This window comes from Geomonas propionica (assembly GCF_016458235.1).
GTDB classification, from domain to species: Bacteria; Desulfobacterota; Desulfuromonadia; order Geobacterales; family Geobacteraceae; genus Geomonas; species Geomonas propionica.
The window spans coordinates 293,336-311,614 of the sequence record NZ_JAEMHK010000004.1 but is presented as its reverse complement, the minus strand read 5'-3'; the positions used below and the strand labels follow the sequence as shown (position 1 = coordinate 311,614).

General features: G+C 63.9%; 19 protein-coding genes. 16 read left to right on the top strand and 3 right to left on the bottom strand.

Annotated features, from left to right (window positions below; translation table 11 throughout):
• Nucleotides 1-104 precede the first annotated feature (104 nt).
• The 8 genes from JFN90_RS07910 (at nucleotide 105) to JFN90_RS07875 (ending at nucleotide 7,464) form a co-directional block, all read left to right on the top strand.
• Nucleotides 105-983 carry a L,D-transpeptidase gene (locus JFN90_RS07910; protein ID WP_199394571.1) on the top strand — a complete coding sequence of 293 codons (879 nt, stop codon included), beginning with the start codon at nucleotides 105-107 and terminating at the stop codon, nucleotides 981-983.
• A 228-nt stretch (nucleotides 984-1,211) separates the two neighbouring features.
• Complete coding sequence (locus JFN90_RS07905; RefSeq protein WP_199394570.1) at nucleotides 1,212-1,493, top strand: DUF3553 domain-containing protein; 282 nt, start codon at nucleotides 1,212-1,214, stop codon at nucleotides 1,491-1,493.
• Nucleotides 1,494-1,652: 159 nt separating this feature from the next.
• Complete coding sequence (locus tag JFN90_RS07900; protein WP_199394569.1) at nucleotides 1,653-1,877, top strand: hypothetical protein; 225 nt, start codon at nucleotides 1,653-1,655, stop codon at nucleotides 1,875-1,877.
• Between the two features lie 183 nt (nucleotides 1,878-2,060).
• Nucleotides 2,061-2,948: a Rossmann-like and DUF2520 domain-containing protein gene (locus tag JFN90_RS07895; protein ID WP_199394568.1), complete on the top strand. Its 888-nt coding sequence runs from the start codon at nucleotides 2,061-2,063 to the stop codon at nucleotides 2,946-2,948.
• 2 nt (nucleotides 2,949-2,950) lie between these two features.
• Entirely contained in the window at nucleotides 2,951-4,039 is a 1,089-nt protein-coding gene (locus tag JFN90_RS07890; RefSeq protein ID WP_199394567.1) for a PAS domain-containing sensor histidine kinase, read from the top strand.
• Nucleotides 4,039-4,689, top strand: coding sequence for a response regulator (locus JFN90_RS07885; protein ID WP_199394566.1), 651 nt, complete (start codon nucleotides 4,039-4,041; stop codon nucleotides 4,687-4,689). The genes JFN90_RS07890 and JFN90_RS07885 overlap by 1 nt, the downstream gene beginning before the upstream one ends.
• Nucleotides 4,690-4,817: 128 nt before the next feature.
• Entirely contained in the window at nucleotides 4,818-5,453 is a 636-nt protein-coding gene (locus tag JFN90_RS07880; protein ID WP_199394565.1) for a response regulator, read from the top strand.
• A 301-nt stretch (nucleotides 5,454-5,754) separates the two neighbouring features.
• Nucleotides 5,755-7,464: a methyl-accepting chemotaxis protein gene (locus tag JFN90_RS07875; RefSeq protein ID WP_199394564.1), complete on the top strand. Its 1,710-nt coding sequence runs from the start codon at nucleotides 5,755-5,757 to the stop codon at nucleotides 7,462-7,464.
• 364 nt (nucleotides 7,465-7,828) lie between these two features.
• Here the strand turns inward: JFN90_RS07875 and JFN90_RS07870 are convergent, their stop codons facing one another.
• Nucleotides 7,829-8,323 (bottom strand): chemotaxis protein CheW, encoded by a 495-nt coding sequence (locus JFN90_RS07870; protein WP_199394563.1) that lies wholly within the window; start codon nucleotides 8,321-8,323, stop codon nucleotides 7,829-7,831.
• Between the two features lie 331 nt (nucleotides 8,324-8,654).
• Here JFN90_RS07870 and JFN90_RS07865 point away from each other — a divergent pair, with 331 nt between their 5' ends.
• From JFN90_RS07865 to JFN90_RS07840, 6 genes are all read left to right on the top strand, one after another.
• Nucleotides 8,655-9,119, top strand: coding sequence for a pyridoxamine 5'-phosphate oxidase family protein (locus JFN90_RS07865; RefSeq protein ID WP_199394562.1), 465 nt, complete (start codon nucleotides 8,655-8,657; stop codon nucleotides 9,117-9,119).
• A 22-nt stretch (nucleotides 9,120-9,141) separates the two neighbouring features.
• Entirely contained in the window at nucleotides 9,142-10,227 is a 1,086-nt protein-coding gene (gene buk, locus JFN90_RS07860) for a butyrate kinase (protein WP_199394561.1), read from the top strand.
• Nucleotides 10,211-11,701 (top strand): phosphate acyltransferase, encoded by a 1,491-nt coding sequence (locus tag JFN90_RS07855; protein ID WP_199394560.1) that lies wholly within the window; start codon nucleotides 10,211-10,213, stop codon nucleotides 11,699-11,701. Before buk ends, JFN90_RS07855 begins: the two co-directional genes overlap by 17 nt.
• Nucleotides 11,702-11,786: 85 nt before the next feature.
• Nucleotides 11,787-12,548 (top strand): glycerophosphodiester phosphodiesterase, encoded by a 762-nt coding sequence (locus JFN90_RS07850; RefSeq protein ID WP_199394559.1) that lies wholly within the window; start codon nucleotides 11,787-11,789, stop codon nucleotides 12,546-12,548.
• Nucleotides 12,545-14,731 (top strand): alpha/beta fold hydrolase, encoded by a 2,187-nt coding sequence (locus tag JFN90_RS07845; protein ID WP_199394558.1) that lies wholly within the window; start codon nucleotides 12,545-12,547, stop codon nucleotides 14,729-14,731. The genes JFN90_RS07850 and JFN90_RS07845 overlap by 4 nt, the downstream gene beginning before the upstream one ends.
• 40 nt (nucleotides 14,732-14,771) lie before the next feature.
• Complete coding sequence (locus tag JFN90_RS07840) at nucleotides 14,772-15,428, top strand: HAD family hydrolase (protein WP_199394557.1); 657 nt, start codon at nucleotides 14,772-14,774, stop codon at nucleotides 15,426-15,428.
• Here the strand turns inward: JFN90_RS07840 and JFN90_RS07835 are convergent.
• A complete protein-coding gene (locus JFN90_RS07835) occupies nucleotides 15,377-15,814 on the bottom strand; it encodes a GSU0071 family protein (RefSeq protein ID WP_199394556.1) in 438 nt (145 codons plus the stop codon). The two genes, JFN90_RS07840 and JFN90_RS07835, sit on opposite strands and share 52 nt — an antisense overlap.
• Nucleotides 15,815-16,122: 308 nt before the next feature.
• On the opposite strand from JFN90_RS07835, the gene rsgA reads away from it, so the two are divergent.
• Both rsgA and JFN90_RS07825 read left to right on the top strand, forming a co-directional pair.
• A complete protein-coding gene (rsgA, locus tag JFN90_RS07830) occupies nucleotides 16,123-17,043 on the top strand; it encodes a ribosome small subunit-dependent GTPase A (RefSeq protein WP_199394555.1) in 921 nt (306 codons plus the stop codon).
• 18 nt (nucleotides 17,044-17,061) lie between these two features.
• Complete coding sequence (locus tag JFN90_RS07825) at nucleotides 17,062-17,784, top strand: spermidine synthase (RefSeq protein ID WP_199394554.1); 723 nt, start codon at nucleotides 17,062-17,064, stop codon at nucleotides 17,782-17,784.
• Nucleotides 17,785-17,865: 81 nt separating this feature from the next.
• Here the strand turns inward: JFN90_RS07825 and JFN90_RS07820 are convergent, their stop codons facing one another.
• Nucleotides 17,866-18,147 carry a hypothetical protein gene (locus JFN90_RS07820; protein ID WP_199394553.1) on the bottom strand — a complete coding sequence of 94 codons (282 nt, stop codon included), beginning with the start codon at nucleotides 18,145-18,147 and terminating at the stop codon, nucleotides 17,866-17,868.
• Nucleotides 18,148-18,279 lie beyond the last annotated feature (132 nt).

The following is an 18,279-nucleotide window of genomic DNA, read 5'->3' as shown; positions in this document are numbered from 1 at the left end:
CATGACCACAGGCGCTGCTTCAAGTTTCATGAGAGATTTGGTATAATGAAGTCGTCTCACAACCGGCGGCCAGCCGCTTCACTGGCCAAGGAACGAGGCGCACAATGAAACCGCTGCTACGCACACTCTGCACCCTGCTGATTCTCCTCGGCATCACCAGCCTCCCCTGTTTTGCGGCGGACAAGATCCGATCCCTGTGTGAAATCCACTACCCCACCGATTACCTCTACGAGTGGGACTGCGTCAAGGTCACCAGCAAGGACTCCCCCTACAAGATCTTCGGCAAACAGTGGCAGGACGGCCTGCGCTTCAACCGCATGGACCGGCGCCACTTCTTGGCCGGCATGTCGGTCAAGGTGCCCAAGCACATGGAGGACATCAAGGAATTCAACCCGATGCCCCCCCTGTACTACGAAGCGGAGAAGGAACCGCAATTGATCCTCATCGACCAGAACGAGATGTTTCTGGGCGCCTACGAGTTCGGCACCCTGGTCTTCTCCGCACCGGTTGCGGTGGGGGTGGAGGAGTATCGCCTGGAAAACGGCAGCTACCGCGTCGATACCGTCGACCCGGCGCACGAGTCGAGCCTGTTCCCGGTGGAGGGAACGGACCGTCCCTACCCGATGCACTACGGACTGCGCTTCCACGTGGGCAAGAAAGACGACGGCTGGACTTCCTACTGGATCCACGGCCGCGACCTCCCCGGCTATCCCGCCTCCCATGGCTGCATTGGGCTGAGCGACGAAGAGATGCAGCTTGCCTACTACGGCGAGCCGGCCAAGCCCGTGCTCATGGACGCGAAGAAGCTGTACCGCTGGGCGGTCGGCGCCCGTGATACCGGCTCCCTGCAGAAACTGCGCGGTCCGGCGGTCATCATCATGGGCGAGCCGCAGGTCCCGCCCGAACAGTTGAGGCCGCTTTCCGAGCCCGCCGTGGCACCCCCTGCCCAGACCGGGACAGGGGGCGGGGGGGCGCGGCCGTAGCCGGAAATTATCCCCTCCCGCTGTCCATTTCCCGTTTCCGGTGTATATTCTCATGGCGCCCATTTTCCGGGGCCGTCGATCCCTGCAGCAGCCGTCACGTCTCTTGATCACTTGATCAGTCTTTCCAACAATCGATCCAAGTTCGCAGCCAGCAGCCTCGACCTTTCCGGCCGAGCGTGTCGACGCGTCCGCCCTGGACCGAACAACGTCACCAGCGAGGGTAAAAACATGATCGTCAAACGCGGCAGCGTGGTGAGTCATGCAATGGCACAACAATGGGGTACCGGCAAGGTGGTCGAGGTGGACGAAGTCAGGGCCACCATCCGCTTCAGCGACGGTATGGTAAGAAAGATCATCTCCTCGCACTTCAACGACCTCCACCCCGCGGACCCGGCCAGTTACCACCCTCCGGTGAAGGCCCAGAAGGGGAGGGGGAAGGGGCGTACCGCGACACCTCGTGCCAAAACGCCCCGCGTCAAGAAAGCTGCGTCCCCGGCGCCGGTGCAGTAGCGAGAGGGGACCTCGGCGTCTCGCGGCGGCGCGCCGGCACGAAGTCCAGGCAGGGTCGGCGGCATACAGACGCAGGCTGGGACTTGCCACGCGAGCAAATGCCGTCATAATCTCTCTCATTAGATCAGCGACCGCAGTTGCCGCGGGAGGAGGAGAACCATGAAGTGCCCGGTATGTAAGAACCATGCGCAGGTCGACACCAACCTCCATTCGGAGGGGTTCAACGAGGGAATCACGGAATGCAGCGTCTGCGGCACGGCCTGGTCAGCAAACCACGGCGTCGTCGAGATCGTCAGGGACCCCCAGGCCGAGTCCTTTCTCCAGGCCTCGAGCGAGTGCGTCGAGGGGGACGATTACAGCCTCAACATGGACGACAAGTCTTAGGCGCCGCTGCCCGCTGCTGCGCTCGCCCCCCAAATCCCCCTCCTCGCGGTGGGGGATTTTCTTTTTTCCCCTCCGCTTTTTCTCATCCTTTGCGCAACGCACCTTCCCCCGCTGCCGGTATCGTTGACACTCTCGTTTGATTTGTCGTACCCTGACCAGGTTGTCCGGATTTGGGAGAGAGTGATGAAAACCTTCAGCATCATTGGTTGCGGCGCCGTGGGTAAGACCGTGGGGCGTCTGCTGCAGCAGTCGGGGAGCGTGGCAGTCAGGGACATCCTGACCCGTTCGACGGCCAGCGCGCAGACCGCAGCCGACTTCATCGGGGCGGGACGCCCCGTAGCCGATTTTAACAAGCTCGAGCGCGCCGACCTGTACCTCGTGGCCAGCCCCGACGACGCCATCGCCGCCTGTGTCCGGGAGCTGTGCCGCACCGACCTCCTGGACCGGGACACCACGGTGTGCCATTTCAGCGGTTCGCTGGGGAGTGCGCTCCTGGAGCCCGCCGCACAGTTCGGGGCACAGCTGGCGAGCGTTCACCCCGTGAAAAGCTTCGCCGACCCGGCCGTCTGTGTCGGAGATTTCGCCGGGACTTGGTGCGGCATCGAGGGGGATCCTCAGGCGCGCGAGTTGATGGCGGAGCTTTTCAGCGCCATCGGCGGGAAGATCTTCAACATCGATCCCCGTTTCAAAACTATCTACCACGCCGGCTCGGTGCTGGCCTGCAACTACCTCACCGCCCTTTTGGAGGCGGGGCTCAGGGCCTTCGAGAAGGGGGGCGTCCCCCGCGAGACCGCGCTCCTGGTGATGGAGCCGTTGGTGCGCGGCACGGTGGACAACGTCTTTCGCGCCGGCACCGCCCGCGCCCTGACCGGCCCCATCGCCCGCGGCGACGCCGGGGTGGTGGCCCGGCAACTGGACGCGCTGGAGAGCTACGACGGGCAACTCGCGCTTATCTACCGCGCCCTGGGCAGCGTGGCCCTCGAGCTGTCACGCGAGCGAGGGCAGGCCTGCGCGCCCGGATTGGCGCAGATCGAGGAACTGCTGGCAACCGCAAGGGTAGGAGCGTCATAAGCATGTCTCACCGCTTGAATTACGAGCCGAGGACGACCCAGGACCTGCTCGATGCCGTGGTGAACGGCACTCCGGACCTGATCTACGCCAAGGACCTCGAGGGGCGCTACCTGCTCATCAACAGCCAGGCGGCCAAGTGGTACGGCAAGCCGGCCGAGGAGATCCTGGGGCTGGACGACAGCGATCTCTTTCCCGACGAGATGGTGCATGTCTTGCGCGGAAACGACCACCTGGTCATGGCGTCGCTCGCCAGCTCCACCCTGCAGGAGCAGTTCGTCGACCGGCTGGGTCGCCCAAGCGTATTCCTTTCCACCAAGGGGCCGCTCTTCGACCGCGACGGCAAGGTAAGCGGCATCTTCAGCATCTCACGCGACGTTACCGAGCAGGTGCAGGCGCAGGAACTGCTGCTTGCCAACCAGGAACAACTGAGCGCGCTGGCGATCGAGCTGTCGTTGGCGGAGGAGAAGGAGCGCCGCCGCATCGCCGCCGAACTGCACGACGAGATCGGGCAGAATTTGGCCCTGGCCAAGTTGAAACTCAGCGACTGCTGTCAGGATTTCAAGCTTCCCGCCGCGGCGACCCGGACGGTCCGGGAGCTGGAGCTTCTGCTCGAGCGGACCATCCAGGAAGTCCGCAGCCTCACCTTCCAGATCAGCCCGCCGCTGCTCTACGAAGTGGGGCTCGAGGCGGCACTGGACTGGCTGGCGGAGCAGTTTCAGGCCAAGCACAAGTTGCAGGTGAAGGTCACCAGCGACCTGACCGGTCAACTGAACGAAGAACTGGGGGGGACCCTATACCACGTGGCGCGCGAACTTCTGGTGAACGTGGTCAAGCACGCCGAGGCGGGAAAGGTTTCCACCACCATCAGGCAAGGGGCCGATCACCTGGAGCTGAGGGTCACCGATGACGGCAAAGGCTTCCCCCCGCAGGCGCAGGATCGGGCCATGTCCGGTTTCGGCCTGTTCAATATCCGGCAGAGGGTGCAGCATCTCGGTGGCCAACTGGAGCTTCGTTCCGACTCTGGCGGCACCGAGGTGACCGTCCGCGTCCCCTTTCCGGAGGGGGATCGCAACACTACAGGGAGTTCGTGATGACACGCGTGATGATAGTCGACGACCACAGCATAGTCAGAGAGGGGATCCGGATCCTGCTGGAGAAGTTCCCCGACATCGTGGTGGTCGCCGACGCCGATAACGGCAGATCGGCGCTGGAGATAGCCGCGCAGGCAGCTCCCGGCGTGGTCGTGATGGACACCAGCATGCCCGGCATGAACGGTATCGAGGCGACCCAAAGGCTCGGCGTGGAATGCCCATCGGCCCGAGTGTTGATCCTCTCCATGTACAAGGACAAGCGTTTCGTTGCCCAAGCCTTCCGGGCCGGGGCGCGGGGCTACCTGCTCAAGGACTGCACCTCCGCTGAACTGGTGCATGCGGTGCGGTCCGTGGCCGCGGGCGAGATCTACGTCTGCTCGGGTATCATCGGCGTGGTCATCGACGACTACATAAAGAGGATTCCCGATTCTTTGCAGCAGGGTGAAGCGGCGCTGACCCCGCGGGAACGGGAGGTGCTACAGCTGATCGCCGAGGGGAACAACGCCAAGAACATTGCGTTTCTGCTCAAGATCAACGTGAAGACCGTCGACACCCACCGCCAGCAGATTATGAAGAAGCTGAAGCTGCGCTCCGTGGCTGAGCTTACCAAGTTCGCCATTCGTGAGGGATTCACCAGTCTAGACAACTGAATTACTCAGGAAAATCTCCGCTGCCTCTCATATAAACCCTGATATCGTGACCCGTCCCTATTTGTTAGAGTTGCCTCTCATTTGCGACCTTGAACCTCTCCTCGCGAAGCGACAACTACCGGGACACGATGCGGACCACCAAAATCCTTCTTGCCGACGATCACACGTTGATCCGCGAATGTCTGATCGCGATGATCGAGAAAGCACCCGGACTCGAAGTCGTGGCCCAGGCCGCCAGCGGGATGGAGGCCGTGCGCCTCACTTATGAGAAGCAGCCGGATGTCATCCTTATGGACCTGATGATGCCCGACGGCAACGGCATCGAGGCGAGCCGCTGCATTCTCAGCGCCTTCCCGGATATGAAGGTGCTGATGCTCTCCATGTACGGCGATGCACGGTCGGTGCGCCAGGCCCTGGACGCCGGAGCGAAAGGGTACCTGGTCAAAAGCTGTCCCTCCGATGAAATCCTCGAGGCGGTCCGGATCGTTTCCGACAACGGTTTCTACCTCAGCTCTCAGCTGCAAGGGGTCCTGGAGCACGAGCTTCCAACAGCAGCTGGGAAGTTGCCGCTTACCGCGCGCGAGGAGGAGGTGTTGGTGCTCATGGCCCAGGGGAAAACTTCCCGGGAGATAGCCGCTCACCTCCAGATCAGCCCGAAGACCGTGGAAACCCACCGCATGCACCTCATGAAAAAGTTGAACCTCACCAACATCGCCAGTCTTACCAAATTCGCCATCCGGGAAGGGCTACTCCCCCTCGACTGAGCCTCGGTCCGCCTCCCTTCCACCATGCTTCGGCATCCCTGCGTCCCGTTTCTTCTTTGCCGATTCCTCGTTTGACCCACTGCTTCTTTTACCCGTAACTATGCTGGTCCCATTGCCCCCGTTCCACGTCCCCTCATTACCCACCACGGCAGCCCCCTCTCGGCCAAAAATCCGCCAGCAGCAGGCGTTTTTCTGATTCATCGCGAGCCATTCCCGTCGATGAAGCATGGGACAGTTGGTGAGGAGTCCGCCTTGGCGACGTCTCGGCCAGCGACAACCACACGCAGAGGACGGAGTGCACATGAAATGGTTCAGCAATCTGAAGGTCGGCACTAAGCTTGTTACGGCGTTTGTAGCGGTAGCGTTGATAACGGCCGTAGTAGGCGTCATCGGCATCCGCAACATGGGGACCATCAACGACATGGCCGACGAGATGTACATGAAAGAGTTGCTGGGGATCTCCTACATCAAGGAGGCCAACATCAACCTGATTTACATCTCCCGGGCCGAGAAGAACTTCCTCCTCGCCACCACGCAGCAGGAGCGGGAAAAGTACGTCACCAACATCAACAAGTACAAGGCCGGCTACAAGGAATGGCTGGACAAGGCGCGGCCGCTGTTCTTCTCCGAGAAGGGGAAGGAGATCCTGAAAAAGCTTGAGGCGGCCAACGAAGAGTGGTTTCCGCTGCAACAGAAGGTGATTGAGCTCGGCGCGCGGGACAAGCTGAACGACAGTACACCCTCGGTGACACTCTCCTTCGGGGAGGCGCGCACCAAGCAGGGAGTGGTGGACGATACCCTCACCGAACTGGCCCGCCTGAAGGAGGAGAACGCCAAGGATGCGTCGCTGGAGACCACCAGGATCTATAAATCGAGCCTGACACTCATGGTGAGTCTGGTGGCGGGTGGCGTCCTGCTCGGCCTGGCGCTCGGCATCATCATCGCGCGCATGATCAGCCTGCCACTCAGGCGCGGGGTGGAACTCGCCTCTGCCGTCGCCGAGGGGGACCTGACCAAGAGTCTAGACATAGACCAGAAGGATGAGGTCGGGCTACTGGCGGCGGCACTGAACGCCATGGTAGGGCGCCTCAAGGGCATCGTCGCCGAGGTGAAGAGCGCCTCCGACAACGTAGCCTCGGGTAGCCAGCAGCTTTCCTCCGGCGCCGAGGAGATGTCGCAGGGGGCGTCCGAGCAGGCTGCTTCTGCTGAAGAAGCCTCTTCCTCCATGGAGCAGATGTCCTCCAACATCAGGCAGAATGCCGACAACGCCATGCAGACCGAGAAGATCGCGGTGAAGTCCGCCGAGGACGCCAGGGAAGGTGGCGCGGCAGTCCAGGAGACAGTGAGCGCCATGAAGGAGATCGCCGGCAAGATCGGCATTATCGAAGAAATAGCGCGACAGACCAACCTCTTGGCGCTGAACGCTGCCATCGAGGCGGCCAGGGCAGGGGAGCACGGCAAGGGTTTCGCCGTGGTCGCTTCCGAGGTAAGAAAGCTGGCGGAACGGAGCCAGAAGGCGGCGGCCGAGATCAGCGAGCTGTCCGCGAGCAGCGTCGACGTCGCGGTGAAGGCGGGGGACCTGCTCGCCAAGATGGTTCCTGACATCCAGAAGACCGCGGAACTGGTGCAGGAAATCAGCGCGGCGAGCAAGGAGCAGGATACCGGGGCGGACCAGATAAACAGGGCGATTCAGCAACTGGACCAGGTGATCCAGGCCAACGCGGGCGCCTCCGAAGAGATGGCCTCTACAGCCGAGGAACTCTCCAGCCAAGCAGAGCAGCTCCAGAGCGCGGTTTCCTTCTTCAAGATCGGCGACGAGCGTGTGAGAAAGGTGGCGCCCGCGGCCAAGAGGGCTCCCGCCGCCCAGCCGAACGCGCCCCAGGGGAAGCAGCTGACCCATGCCAAGACCGCGACTCCCGGCAGCACAACGGCGCCGGTAAAGAAGGCCGTCGGACACGACTTCAACCTGGACGACAAGAGCATGAGCGACGCGGATTTCGAGCAGTACTAGTTTGATTATATCGGCGCCCTGAGGGGCGCCTGCGATGCCATGTCATGACGCGCCGTCCTCCGGGACGGCGCTTTTTTTTGGGCCAACGTCATGGCTTGGCAATGAAAAGGGTTCGCGAAGCCCGCTGCTGCTGTCCCCCTCCCCTTGCGGGAGGGGGTAAGGGGGGTGGGGGAAGATGCCATGATTTCTGCTGCTTGCAGCTCCCCCCCTTCCCCCCCCCTCCCGTCAAGGGAGCCCGAGGCGACACCGGGTGCGGCAACGCATGCAAATAGCCCCCGCTGTCTTTCGCCTTGAAGAGCCAATGAAAAAAGGGCAGCCGCGTAAGCGACTGCCCTTTTACTGCCTGCCACCAAACCTTTAGCTGCTAGGCGGCGGCTCCCTCCAGCTCCTGGACCATCGCCAGTTCGCCGGTGGTGAAGACCTTGTCGATGTCGAGGATGATGATGAACTGCTCGTTGTGCTTGCCCATCCCCTTGATGAAGTCGGTGTTCAGCTTGGTGCCGATGCGCGGCGGCGGCTCGATCTGGTCCGGCTCCAGGTCCATGACCTCCTGGACCGCGTCCGCCATGGCCCCCATGACCACCCTTTCGCCCTCCAGCTCCACCTCGACGATGATGACGCAGGTGTTGACCGTCTGCTCGGCCATCGCCATGCCGAACTTCAGCCTCAGGTCCACCACCGGGACCACGCTGCCGCGCAGGTTGATGACACCGCGCATATAGTCGGGGGTCTGCGGCACCTTGGTGATGGAGGTGAAATCCAGCACCTCGCGTACCTTGCCGATGTCCAGGGCGAACAGCTCGTCCTCCAGCTTGAAGGTCAGATACTGGGTAGTTTCCGTGATTGTCTCGACCGCCATATTCTCTCTCCTCTCTCAGTTTTGACTGTCGGTGCGCTCCGCTATGAGTAACGACCAATCAGGCTAGGCTCGAACCGGTTCCGTCGACTGTGTAGCCGGAACTCATGGAATATATCGACACATTACTCAGCTATATTGAGTCAAAAAAACAGTGGTTAAAAACATATAATACAGCGTTGTTGCCCATGCACGAGAGTTAGGCCTAGCGCTGTCTAAAACCCCTAGACTTTGTCAGACAAAGCAGGCATTATGAGTCCCGTTGTTGCTTGATATCACTGGAGTTATTGACCTGCTGCCATCCACGGGGCTACAGGAAATATCGGAGGACGATATGGATGAAACGATGAGAAGAAAGGACCGGCAGCTCACGGCACTGGTAGCCAACGAGATCCTGGAAAAAGGAGAGATCTGCCAGTTGGCACTGGCGGCCCAGGGGGAGCCCTACCTGGTAACCATGAACTACGGCTACCGTGATTCCACCCTGTACTTCCACTGTGCCAGGGCGGGCAAGAAACTGGAGGTCATCGAGCAGAACAACCGGGTCTGCTTCACGGTGGTGGAGCACGGCGCGGTGCTGCCGGCGGAGAAGGCCTGCGACTTCACCATGAAGTACAGAAGCGTGGTCGGTTACGGCACCGCGCGGGTAATCGACGGCTATCAGGAAAAATGCGAGGCACTCGGTATAATCATGGCGCAGTACGCCTCGGGAAGCTTTGAGTTCCCGGAGGCGACCCTGGCCGCAACGGCGGTTTTCGCCGTAGACATCTCCTCCATGGCGGCCAAAAGCAACCTCTGACCGCTCACTAAGCGAGGTCTGCATGAACATCCTGGCCATCGATCCCGGTTCCACGTCGACCAAGGTAGGGGTGCGGCGCGCAGGGAAGCTCGTCAAGGCGACCATCGAGCACCCCCGAAGCGAGATCGAGACTTTCCACGCCGTCATGGAACAGCTGGACTACCGGATGGAGCACCTGGTCCGCTACCTGCGCGAGACCGGCGTCGAGCAGGTGCGCTGGGACGCGGTGGTGGGGCGGGGGGGGCTGGTGCGACCGGTCCCCAGCGGCGTTTACTTGGTGGAAGAACCACTGCTGGGTGACCTGGTGCGTGGGGTGAACGGCGAGCATGCCGCCAACCTGGGCGGGGTCATGGCCCACGCGGTGGCGGCGCGCCTGGGCGTTCCCGCCTACGTGGTGGACCCGCCGGTCATAGACGAGATGTGGCCGGTGGCGCGTCTCTCCGGCATGGCGGGCATCGAGCGGCGCAGCATGTTCCACGCCCTGAACCAGAAGGCAGTGGCGCGCGAGGTGGCGCGGGAGTTGGGGAGGCCCTACCAGGAGCTGAACCTGATCGTGGCGCACCTGGGTGGCGGCATCACCGTCGGCGCGCACCGCAAGGGGCAGGTGGTGGACGTGAATAACGGCCTCAACGGGGACGGCCCCTTCTCCCCCGAGCGCACCGGGGGGCTGCCGGTGATCGGGGTGCTGCAGCTCGTGGAGCGCGGAGCCTTCACCACCGAACAGTTGAAGAGCATCGTGGCCCGCAAGGGGGGCGTCTTCTCCTACCTGGGGACGGTGGACCTGCGTGAGGCCGAGGCAAGCGCGAATGAAGGCGACCACTGGGCGGCCCTGGTGCTGGACGCCATGGTGTACCAGATCGCCAAGGAGATCGGTGCCCTCGCCGCCGCCCTCGCCGGGGAGGTGGACGGCGTCGTCCTGACCGGCGGGCTTGCCTTCAGCGCGTCCGTGGTGGAGGGGTTGCAGCAGCGTGTGCAGTTCATCGCCCCCGTTTTCGTACGCCCCGGCGAATTCGAGATCGAGGCGCTCGTCGATGGGGCGCTCCGGGCGCTCTCCGGGGCCGACGAGGCGCGCCGTTACCAGGGAGGAGCCGATGAAGATCGGGCCTAATTTGAGGGCGGTGGTCGCGGCCAAGGGCGTGCCGATGGACGAGGTGCGCGAGGCGCTGGGGTGGGACCGGGAAACCCTGGACCGGGTGCTCGCCGACCAGCTCTCCCCCGGCATCTCCGAGTTGCTGCGGCTCGCCACCTTCCTGGGCGTCGGCATCTCGCGCCTGTTGGGGGGCGACCAGGAGTCGCGGCAACGGGCTGTCAAGACCGGCAAGGACGAGAGGGTCGGGGTGGACCGCCGCAACGCCCTGCACTACGAGAGCCTGGCCCAGGCTTTCGCCGGCCGGCACCTGGAGCCCTTCGTGGTGGAGCTGTACCGCGACCCGGCGTGCGAGCCGGACCTGAGCCGCCACCCGGGCGAGGAGTTCCTGTTCGTCCTTTCCGGCGAGCTGCAGGTCACCGTGGACGGTGAGCCATTCCACCTCGAGGCCGGCGACTCCCTCTACTTCGACTCGCTCCTGCCCCACGCGCTCACCTCACTCAGTGAATCCACCCGGCTGGTCGCCGTGCTCTACAAAGGGGAATCCATGCTGCAGCTCACCAAGGGGCACGGCATGAAGAGCCTGATCGAGGCGGCCCGGCTCGCCCCGCGCCAGAAGGTGGTGCTGGTCTGCCCCGACCCCGGTTCCCTCAAGGCGGTAAACAAGGGGATCGAGGAGGGGATCCTGGAGACCGTGTTCCTGGTCGGGGATCCGGACCGGGTGCGGGATGCTTGTGCCGAGCTCCTGGTCTTCGAGAAGCAGTACCGTTTCGTCCCGGTACGCGGCGTGGGCGACCACGAGCGGGAGGCGGCGCGCGTCGGCGTGGAGCTGGTGGCGACCCGGCAGGGGGACCTCCTCATGAAGGGAGGGATCAATACCGCCATCCTGATGAAGGCGGTGCTCTCCCGGGAGACCGGGATCGGCACCGGCAAAAGGCTCTCCAACGTCAGCATCTTCGAGCTGCCCGGCGTGGAGCGGCTCATCTTCCTCACCGACCCGGCCATCAACCCCGAGCTGTTCGCGCACCAGGAGGCCGCCTCCGCCATCGACATCATCGACAACGCCATCCAGGTGGCGCGCGCCCTGGGGGTCGAGCGCCCCAAGGTGGCGCTTTTAGAGGCGAACGAGGTTCCCTCCGCCAACATCCCCACCACGCTCCTGGAGCAGGAACTCTCCCGACGCCAATGGCCGCAGGCCGAGGTCTACGGCCCGCTCTCCTACGACCTCGCGCTCTACCCGGATTCGGTCCGCAAAAAGGGGCTCACCGGCAACCCGGTGGCGGGGCAGGCCGACATCATCGTGGTGCCGCACATCTCGGGGGGGAATTTCCTCTACAAGAGCTGGGTCTTCACCATGGGGGCCGAGGTGGCCAACGTGGTCCTGGGCGCCTGCGCCCCCATCATCCTCACCTCCAGAAGCGACAGCGACCTCACCAAGTTCCTCACCATCTGCGCCAGTTCCCTCTACGGTCACTATCTGCACCGGGAGGGGTGAAGAGGGAACTCTCCTTTGCCGTTTGCTTTCCCGGCTGCGGCCGGGTATGCTAATGAACGTTTGATCACTCCGACGCGAGGAAAGCATGCCCAGCACCCCGCTCATCATCGGCCACCGTGGCGCCTCCCGTGACGCTCCCGAAAACACCCTCGCCTCGTTCCGGCTCGCCTTCGCACAGGGTGCGGACGGCATCGAGGCCGACTTCCGGCTTACCCGCGACGGCAGCATCGTCTGCCTGCACGATTCCGGCACCTCCCGCACCGCGGACGGCGAGTTCCAGGTGGCAGATTCCACACTGGCGGAGCTGCAGCGCCTGGACGCCGGGAGCTGGAAAGGGGCACCGTGGCGGGGCGAGCCGATCCCGACCCTGGCCCAGGTGCTCGAGATGCTCCCCGCCGGGAAGCGGCTCTTCATCGAGCTCAAGTCCGGCGCGGAGATCATCGAGCCGCTGGCCGCCGACCTCTCTCGCAGCGGCGTCGCCGCGGACCGGATCCGCTTTCTCGCCTTCGACCACCTGCTGGTGACCGCGCTCAAGGAGCGCCTGCCCGACTATCGCGCCTGCTGGTTGTGCGACTACCGGTGGCGTGGCGGGTGGCACCCCTCGCCCGCGCAGGTGCTGTCGCGGTTGGTCGAGATCGGCGCCGACGGGCTTGCCAGCCGGGATCGCGCCATACTCGACGCAGCGCTGGTCGGTGAGCTGCGGGCGCGCGGGCTGGAGATCCACGTCTGGACCGTAGATTCCGCAGCGGGCGCCGGCAGGCTTTGCGACCTCGGCGTCGACTCCATCATGACCAACCGTCCGGGATGGCTGCGCCGCGCCCTGGAGCTCTCCCGGGAGAACCCATGAACCGCAACGCATACCTCGCCACCGGTCGCATGATCGCGATGCTGCAGGGGTTCTCCAAGCTGCAGGTGAACGTCCACGGCAAGGAGCACATCCCCGAGGGACCGGTCATCTTCGTGGTGAACCACTTCACCCGCATTGAGACGGTGCTGCTCCCCTACCATATCTACCGCCTGACCCGGGTGCCGGTCTGGTCCCTGGCCGACGCCTCCCTCTTCGCGGGACCGCTGAGTCGCTTTCTGGACCTCATGGGGGCGGTCTCTACCAAGAACCCGGACCGCGACCGGGTCATCGTCAAGACCCTCCTGACCGGCGAGGCCTCCTGGATCATCTTCCCCGAGGGAAGGATGGTGAAGGACAAGGAGCTCTTTCGCAAGCACCTATTGCTTCCTCCCAGCGGGGTGCGCCCCCGCTCCGGCGCCGCCACACTCGCGCTGCGCACCGAGTTTTACCGCCAGAGGATGTTGAGACTCCAGGCCGTGGCGCCGGAGGAGGTGGCGCGGCTGCAGGGGATGTTCCAGATCACCGACCTCGGGCCGCTCCAGAAGGGAAAGTGCCACATCGTCCCGGTGAACATCACCTACTACCCGCTGCGCGCCCGGGAGAACGCGCTCAGCAGGCTCAGCGAGCTCTTCCTGCGCGAGGCGCCCCAACACCTTAAGGAGGAGCTTCTCACCGAGGGGAGCATGCTCCTCTCCGGCGTGGACATCGACATCCGCTTCGGCACTCCCATCGATCCCTCCGCCTACCTGAGGAGCAGGGACGTCGAGGCCGACATCGTCTCCACCGCGAGCTACGGCTTCGACGACCGCCTCCCGTCCATCAACGAGATGAAGCATGCGGCCAACCGCCTCATGCAGCGCTACATGAGCAGCATCTACGACCTCACTACCGTGAACCACGACCATCTCTTCGCATCGCTGCTGCGGGCCTACCCGTTCAGGTCGATCGACGAGGACGACTTCCGGCGCCGGGTCTTTCTCCTGACCAAGCTCTGCCTGAAGGACACCGACAACACCTGCAATCTGCACCAAAGCCTCAGCACCGACCAGGTTTCCCTGCTGACCGACGACCGCTATCACAAGTACCGGGAGTTCCGCGAGCTGGTGCTGGAGAAGGGGGTCGTGGTGCAAAAGGACGGCGAGCTGGTGAAGGACCGGGCCAAGTTCTCCGCCCCTTTCGAGATGCAGCGCGCCCGCATCGACAACCCCGTCGGCGTCATCGCCAACGAGGTGCTCCCGCTCACCCGGCTGCAGCGCGAGGTGCACCTGATGGCCTGGCTGCCGGTCTGGCTGGTGCGCAAGAAGGTGGCGCAGATCCTGGAACGTCAGGCCCTGGAGGAGTTCGACGCCGACTACCGGAGGTACTTCCGCCAGGGGGAAAGCAAGGAGAGCGAGGTCGGCATGCCCGTACTGCTGAAGGGGGAGTCGCGCCGCCTGGGCGTGGTGCTGGTGCACGGGCTCCTCTCGGTCCCGGCACAGATGTTGGAGCTCGCCCGTTACCTGCAGGGAAAAGGGCTCTGGGTCTACCTGGTGCGCCTGAAAGGACACGGCACCTCCCCTGAGGACCTGGCGGTCAGGAGCGGCAGCGATTGGGTGGCATCGGTGGACCTGGGCTACGCCCTGATGAAGTCGCTGTGCGACCGGGTGGTCGTGGGGGGCTTCTCCTTCGGCGGCGGGGTGGCGCTCGACTGCGCCAGCCGGGTGGGGGACGCGGCGGCCGTGTTCGCCGTCTGTCCGCCGCAGCGGCTTCTGGACATCTCCTCCCGCTTCGCGCCGGCGGTCACGGTCTGGAACCGGGTCATGGACGTCTTCAGCTACCAGTGGGCCAAGAAGGAATTCGTGGAGAGCGTGCCGGAACGTCCGGAACTGAACTATGCCAGGATCCCGGTCAGCGCCCTGAGGGCCATGGAGCGCTTCATGAGTGAGCTGGAGCCCAAGCTGGCCGGGATAACCACCCCGGTCCTCGTACTGCAGGCCGAAGGGGACCCGGTGGTCGATCCGCGCGGTTCGCAGCGCCTCTTCGAGATGCTGGGGAGCGAGCACAAGAGTTACCAGAGGTTCCCACTGCAGCGCCACGGCATCCTGGCCGGCGCGGGGTCGGAAGAGGTGCACGCCGCGGTGGGCGCTTTTCTGGACACCATGCCGGGGACCACCGGCGCCGGAGAGGCCCCGGCGCAGGGGTAACGGGCTTTCCAGATCTGTCGGGATCTGCTAAAAGGGTGATATGGACAACGACAAGTCGCAGGGGATATTGCAGAAAAGGCACTGGGTTTTCGACCTGGACGGCACCCTCACCGTCGCCATCCACGACTTTGCCCACATCCGGAACGTACTGGGAGTCCCGCGGGGGAGCGACATCCTGGGACACCTGGAGGGGCTCCCCGAGGCGGAGGGGATGCGGGCGCGGGCGCTTTTGCAGTCGATCGAGGAGGAACTGGCGCAACGGACCGAACCGGCGGAAGGGGCGCTGGAACTATTGCAGCTCCTGCACGGGCGCGGCACCCGGATCGGCGTGCTCACCCGCAACACCAGGGAGAACGCGGTGGCCACCCTGGCGCGCATCGGGCTCATCGACTTCATCGGGGAGGGAGACGTGTTGGGGCGGGACGACGCGCGGGCGAAGCCCGACCCGGACGGCATCCACAAACTGGCGTGCCGCTGGGGAGTTCCCGCAGCGGCACTGGTGATGGTTGGCGATTACGCCTTCGATCTTGAGACCGGTCGCGCGGCCGGCGCCGGCACCGTTCACGTCGACCCTGCCCGCGCCTTCCGCTGGCCCGAGCTCACCGACCTCGCGGTGGGGAGCCTGGCCGAACTGGCGCAGGCGCTTCAGGCCAGCGTCTCCAGTTCATGGTCCGCTATCTGCACGATCTCGTCGTAGATGGCCAGCATGACGTGCATGTCACACCACTTTTTGGTCATGTTGTGGATCAGGTAGCCGCCGTTGACCAGGGTCCCGGAGAGGAGCGCGATGCCGAGCATCCTTTGCTCCTCGACCGAGAGCAGGAAGCAGGCATAGACCGCGATGTTGACCATGGAAAAGAACCAGGCTACTTCGGGACCCTTGAACGGGTTGAGCATCACCTTGGTGAGATCCATGTAGTAGCGGGTGAGCCCGCGCACCCTGCGCATGCATTCGATGATCCCTTCGCTTTGTTCCTTCAAGTACAGGCTGGCCAGGAAATGGGTGAGGGCCATCTCTTTACCTTTCACCATCCGTTCCTTCACGTACATGTCGATCGCTTCATCCACTGTCTCTTTACTCATGGCTGCCACCTTTGGATGCCTGGTAGAGAAGTTCCCGCATCCGACGGATCTCTATGTGAGGGGCGTTGATGCGCCCTTCTGATCAAGTAGTAAAAAAACGGGCTCTGGAACCTGCGCTTCCAGGCTGTTGCATAACGCAAACTATGGTGCAAAACAGCCCCGGTGTCAACCGCTCTCGCCGCACCCATCTGTCCCATTTATCGGCGCAAATTCGCTTTAGTTGACAACTTTTCGCTCCTGCCGTACTCTCGGAGCCTGTCTGGAAGCGAACCGCGGCGCAACTGCCTGAAACTTCGACTTGGAGGGGTATGGGTAACAATAGTCAGCAGGGGAAGAGCGGGGCCGAACAGGGGCTGATCGTCTCCCATTTCGGAGTGGCCGTCGAGGTGCTCTTCGAGACGGGAGAGCGGCGCATGGTGAAGGTGAAGCGCAACTCAGGCCACGTCGTCGGCGACCAGGTGACGGTGGCCGGCGAGGTCCTGAACCGGCTCCCCAGGAGGACCGAATTGAGCCGGCGCGATGCCAGGGGAGGCGTCCATCTGCTCGCCGCCAACCTTGACGTGCTTGGCGTGGTGCTCGCCCCCGGCACCCCCTCGGGATTTTTGGACCGTGCTATCGTCGCCGCCCGCGCTGCCGCGTTGTCCCCCTTCATCGTCTTCAACAAGTGCGACCTCCCCGAGGGCGTCGAGCTAAGCGGCGCCACCGCCAGCGTCTACGGCGGCATCCTCCCCTTCTTCCCCTTGAGCGCCGTCACCGGCGCCGGCATCGAGCCGTTGCGGGACTTCCTGCGCGAAGGCCACCGGGGCGCCTTCGTCGGCACCACCGGGGTCGGGAAAAGCTCACTGATGAACACGCTCTGCCCGGAGCTGAACCTGAAGGTGGGGGAGCTGTCCGACTACAACTGGACCGGCCGGCACACCACCACGGTCTCTTCCCTGCACGCCCTTCCCGGCGGAGGGGAGCTGGTGGATACCCCGGGATTCCGCGACTTCGGGCTGGTGGACATCACCGCCCCCGAGCTCGCCGCCTGGTTCCCCGGCTTCGAGGCGCTGCAGGACCATCGCTGTCGCTTCAACGACTGCCGCCACCGGCAGGAACCGGGCTGCGCGGTGCGCGACGAGGTCGCCTCGGGCGGCATCAGCGAGGAACGTTACCAGACCTACCTGGTGCTCTTGGGCGAGGTCGAGGCGCTGGAAGAGGCGGCGCAGCGGCGCAACTGGAAAAAGTAATTTAAGTAGAGGAGATACATGGCGCAGCCCTGGAAAGTATTGCAAAGCGTGACCACCGGTGACGGGGTCCTGGAACTGAGACAACGGGGCGAGAAGGATTTCCTGATCACCGTGAACGGGCTGGTATTGATGAACAGCTCGCTGCATCGCTCCGAGGTTGCCCTCGGGGAAGTGGCCTGCGGTCACCTGAAGGAAGCGGCGGCGCCGCGGGTGCTGGTGGGGGGGCTGGGTATGGCGATCACCCTGCGGGCGGTGCTGGACCAGTTGCCGAAGACGGCGAGCGTGCTGGTCGCGGAACTGAACCCGGTGGTCCTGCAGTGGTGCCGCGGACCGCTGGCGCCGCTCACCGCGGGGGCGGCCGATGATCGCCGGGTCGAAGTGGAAATCGCCAACGTGGCTGACGTGATCCGGAGAAGCGCCATGAACGATAGCCGCTTCGACGCCATCGTGCTCGACCTCTACACTGGGCCGCACGCGAAGACCGACAAGATAATGGATCCCCTCTACGGCGAGATCGCCGTCGAGATGAGCAAGGGTGCGCTGAAGCCCGGCGGCGTCTTCGCGATCTGGGGCGAGAATTACGACCAGGGCTTCGACAAGCGCCTGCGCCAGGCTGGCTTCTCGGTCACCTGCGACCGCCCCGGCCGCGGCGGGCTGCGTCATGTGGTCTACCTGGCGCGCCTGGCTGCCCGTCCCGATTCCCGTCCCGAAGGGCGCCCCAAGCGCACCTCCCGCCGCTGAACCGCGTTTCCAGTTGCTGCTTCCACCGCCTCTGTCTTCCCCCTCTCCCATGGGGAGAGGGGAGTAAGGTCTCTTTTGCCCCTAGGCGGTAGCGCCGAAATCGGCGCCGGCGTACTGCACCGCCGCGGGGTCATTCGCCCTCGGCGGAGACACCGCGTGCAGGCCGCCGCAGGAGGGGCAACCCTGCACGAAGGTCTGCAGCACGAACTCCCTGCCGCACTCCTGGCAACTCACCTCGAGCGCGCTGGGGAGCGGTGAACAGGCCACCCGCCCGCCGTGCGCCGCCAGCACAAATTCAACCAGTTCCCTGCCCGTGGCGTAGGGCCCACCAGCCCTGGAGCTACCCGAACCGCAATCGCACATCTTTCCTCCCTCGTTACATTTTGATCACTAGCGTGCCGCAGGCTAGCACGGCGCCCTTTCCCCCTTCCTTGACCTCGGTCAAAAAAACGCGCTTACCACACGAGTTCCACCCCCGACAGACGCTAAATTCGC

What these genes read in the sequence shown, in the direction of transcription:
- JFN90_RS07910 (WP_199394571.1), top strand. Translation starts at nt 105, where the DNA reads ATGAAACCGCTGCTACGCACACTCTGCACCCTGCTGATTCTCCTCGGC.
- JFN90_RS07905 (WP_199394570.1), top strand. Translation starts at nt 1,212, where the DNA reads ATGATCGTCAAACGCGGCAGCGTGGTGAGTCATGCAATGGCACAACAA.
- JFN90_RS07900 (WP_199394569.1), top strand. Translation starts at nt 1,653, where the DNA reads ATGAAGTGCCCGGTATGTAAGAACCATGCGCAGGTCGACACCAACCTC.
- JFN90_RS07895 (WP_199394568.1), top strand. Translation starts at nt 2,061, where the DNA reads ATGAAAACCTTCAGCATCATTGGTTGCGGCGCCGTGGGTAAGACCGTG.
- JFN90_RS07890 (WP_199394567.1), top strand. Translation starts at nt 2,951, where the DNA reads ATGTCTCACCGCTTGAATTACGAGCCGAGGACGACCCAGGACCTGCTC.
- JFN90_RS07885 (WP_199394566.1), top strand. Translation starts at nt 4,039, where the DNA reads ATGACACGCGTGATGATAGTCGACGACCACAGCATAGTCAGAGAGGGG.
- JFN90_RS07880 (WP_199394565.1), top strand. Translation starts at nt 4,818, where the DNA reads ATGCGGACCACCAAAATCCTTCTTGCCGACGATCACACGTTGATCCGC.
- JFN90_RS07875 (WP_199394564.1), top strand. Translation starts at nt 5,755, where the DNA reads ATGAAATGGTTCAGCAATCTGAAGGTCGGCACTAAGCTTGTTACGGCG.
- JFN90_RS07870 (WP_199394563.1), bottom strand. Translation starts at nt 8,323, where the DNA reads ATGGCGGTCGAGACAATCACGGAAACTACCCAGTATCTGACCTTCAAG.
- JFN90_RS07865 (WP_199394562.1), top strand. Translation starts at nt 8,655, where the DNA reads ATGGATGAAACGATGAGAAGAAAGGACCGGCAGCTCACGGCACTGGTA.
- buk (WP_199394561.1), top strand. Translation starts at nt 9,142, where the DNA reads ATGAACATCCTGGCCATCGATCCCGGTTCCACGTCGACCAAGGTAGGG.
- JFN90_RS07855 (WP_199394560.1), top strand. Translation starts at nt 10,211, where the DNA reads ATGAAGATCGGGCCTAATTTGAGGGCGGTGGTCGCGGCCAAGGGCGTG.
- JFN90_RS07850 (WP_199394559.1), top strand. Translation starts at nt 11,787, where the DNA reads ATGCCCAGCACCCCGCTCATCATCGGCCACCGTGGCGCCTCCCGTGAC.
- JFN90_RS07845 (WP_199394558.1), top strand. Translation starts at nt 12,545, where the DNA reads ATGAACCGCAACGCATACCTCGCCACCGGTCGCATGATCGCGATGCTG.
- JFN90_RS07840 (WP_199394557.1), top strand. Translation starts at nt 14,772, where the DNA reads ATGGACAACGACAAGTCGCAGGGGATATTGCAGAAAAGGCACTGGGTT.
- JFN90_RS07835 (WP_199394556.1), bottom strand. Translation starts at nt 15,814, where the DNA reads ATGAGTAAAGAGACAGTGGATGAAGCGATCGACATGTACGTGAAGGAA.
- rsgA (WP_199394555.1), top strand. Translation starts at nt 16,123, where the DNA reads ATGGGTAACAATAGTCAGCAGGGGAAGAGCGGGGCCGAACAGGGGCTG.
- JFN90_RS07825 (WP_199394554.1), top strand. Translation starts at nt 17,062, where the DNA reads ATGGCGCAGCCCTGGAAAGTATTGCAAAGCGTGACCACCGGTGACGGG.
- JFN90_RS07820 (WP_199394553.1), bottom strand. Translation starts at nt 18,147, where the DNA reads ATGTGCGATTGCGGTTCGGGTAGCTCCAGGGCTGGTGGGCCCTACGCC.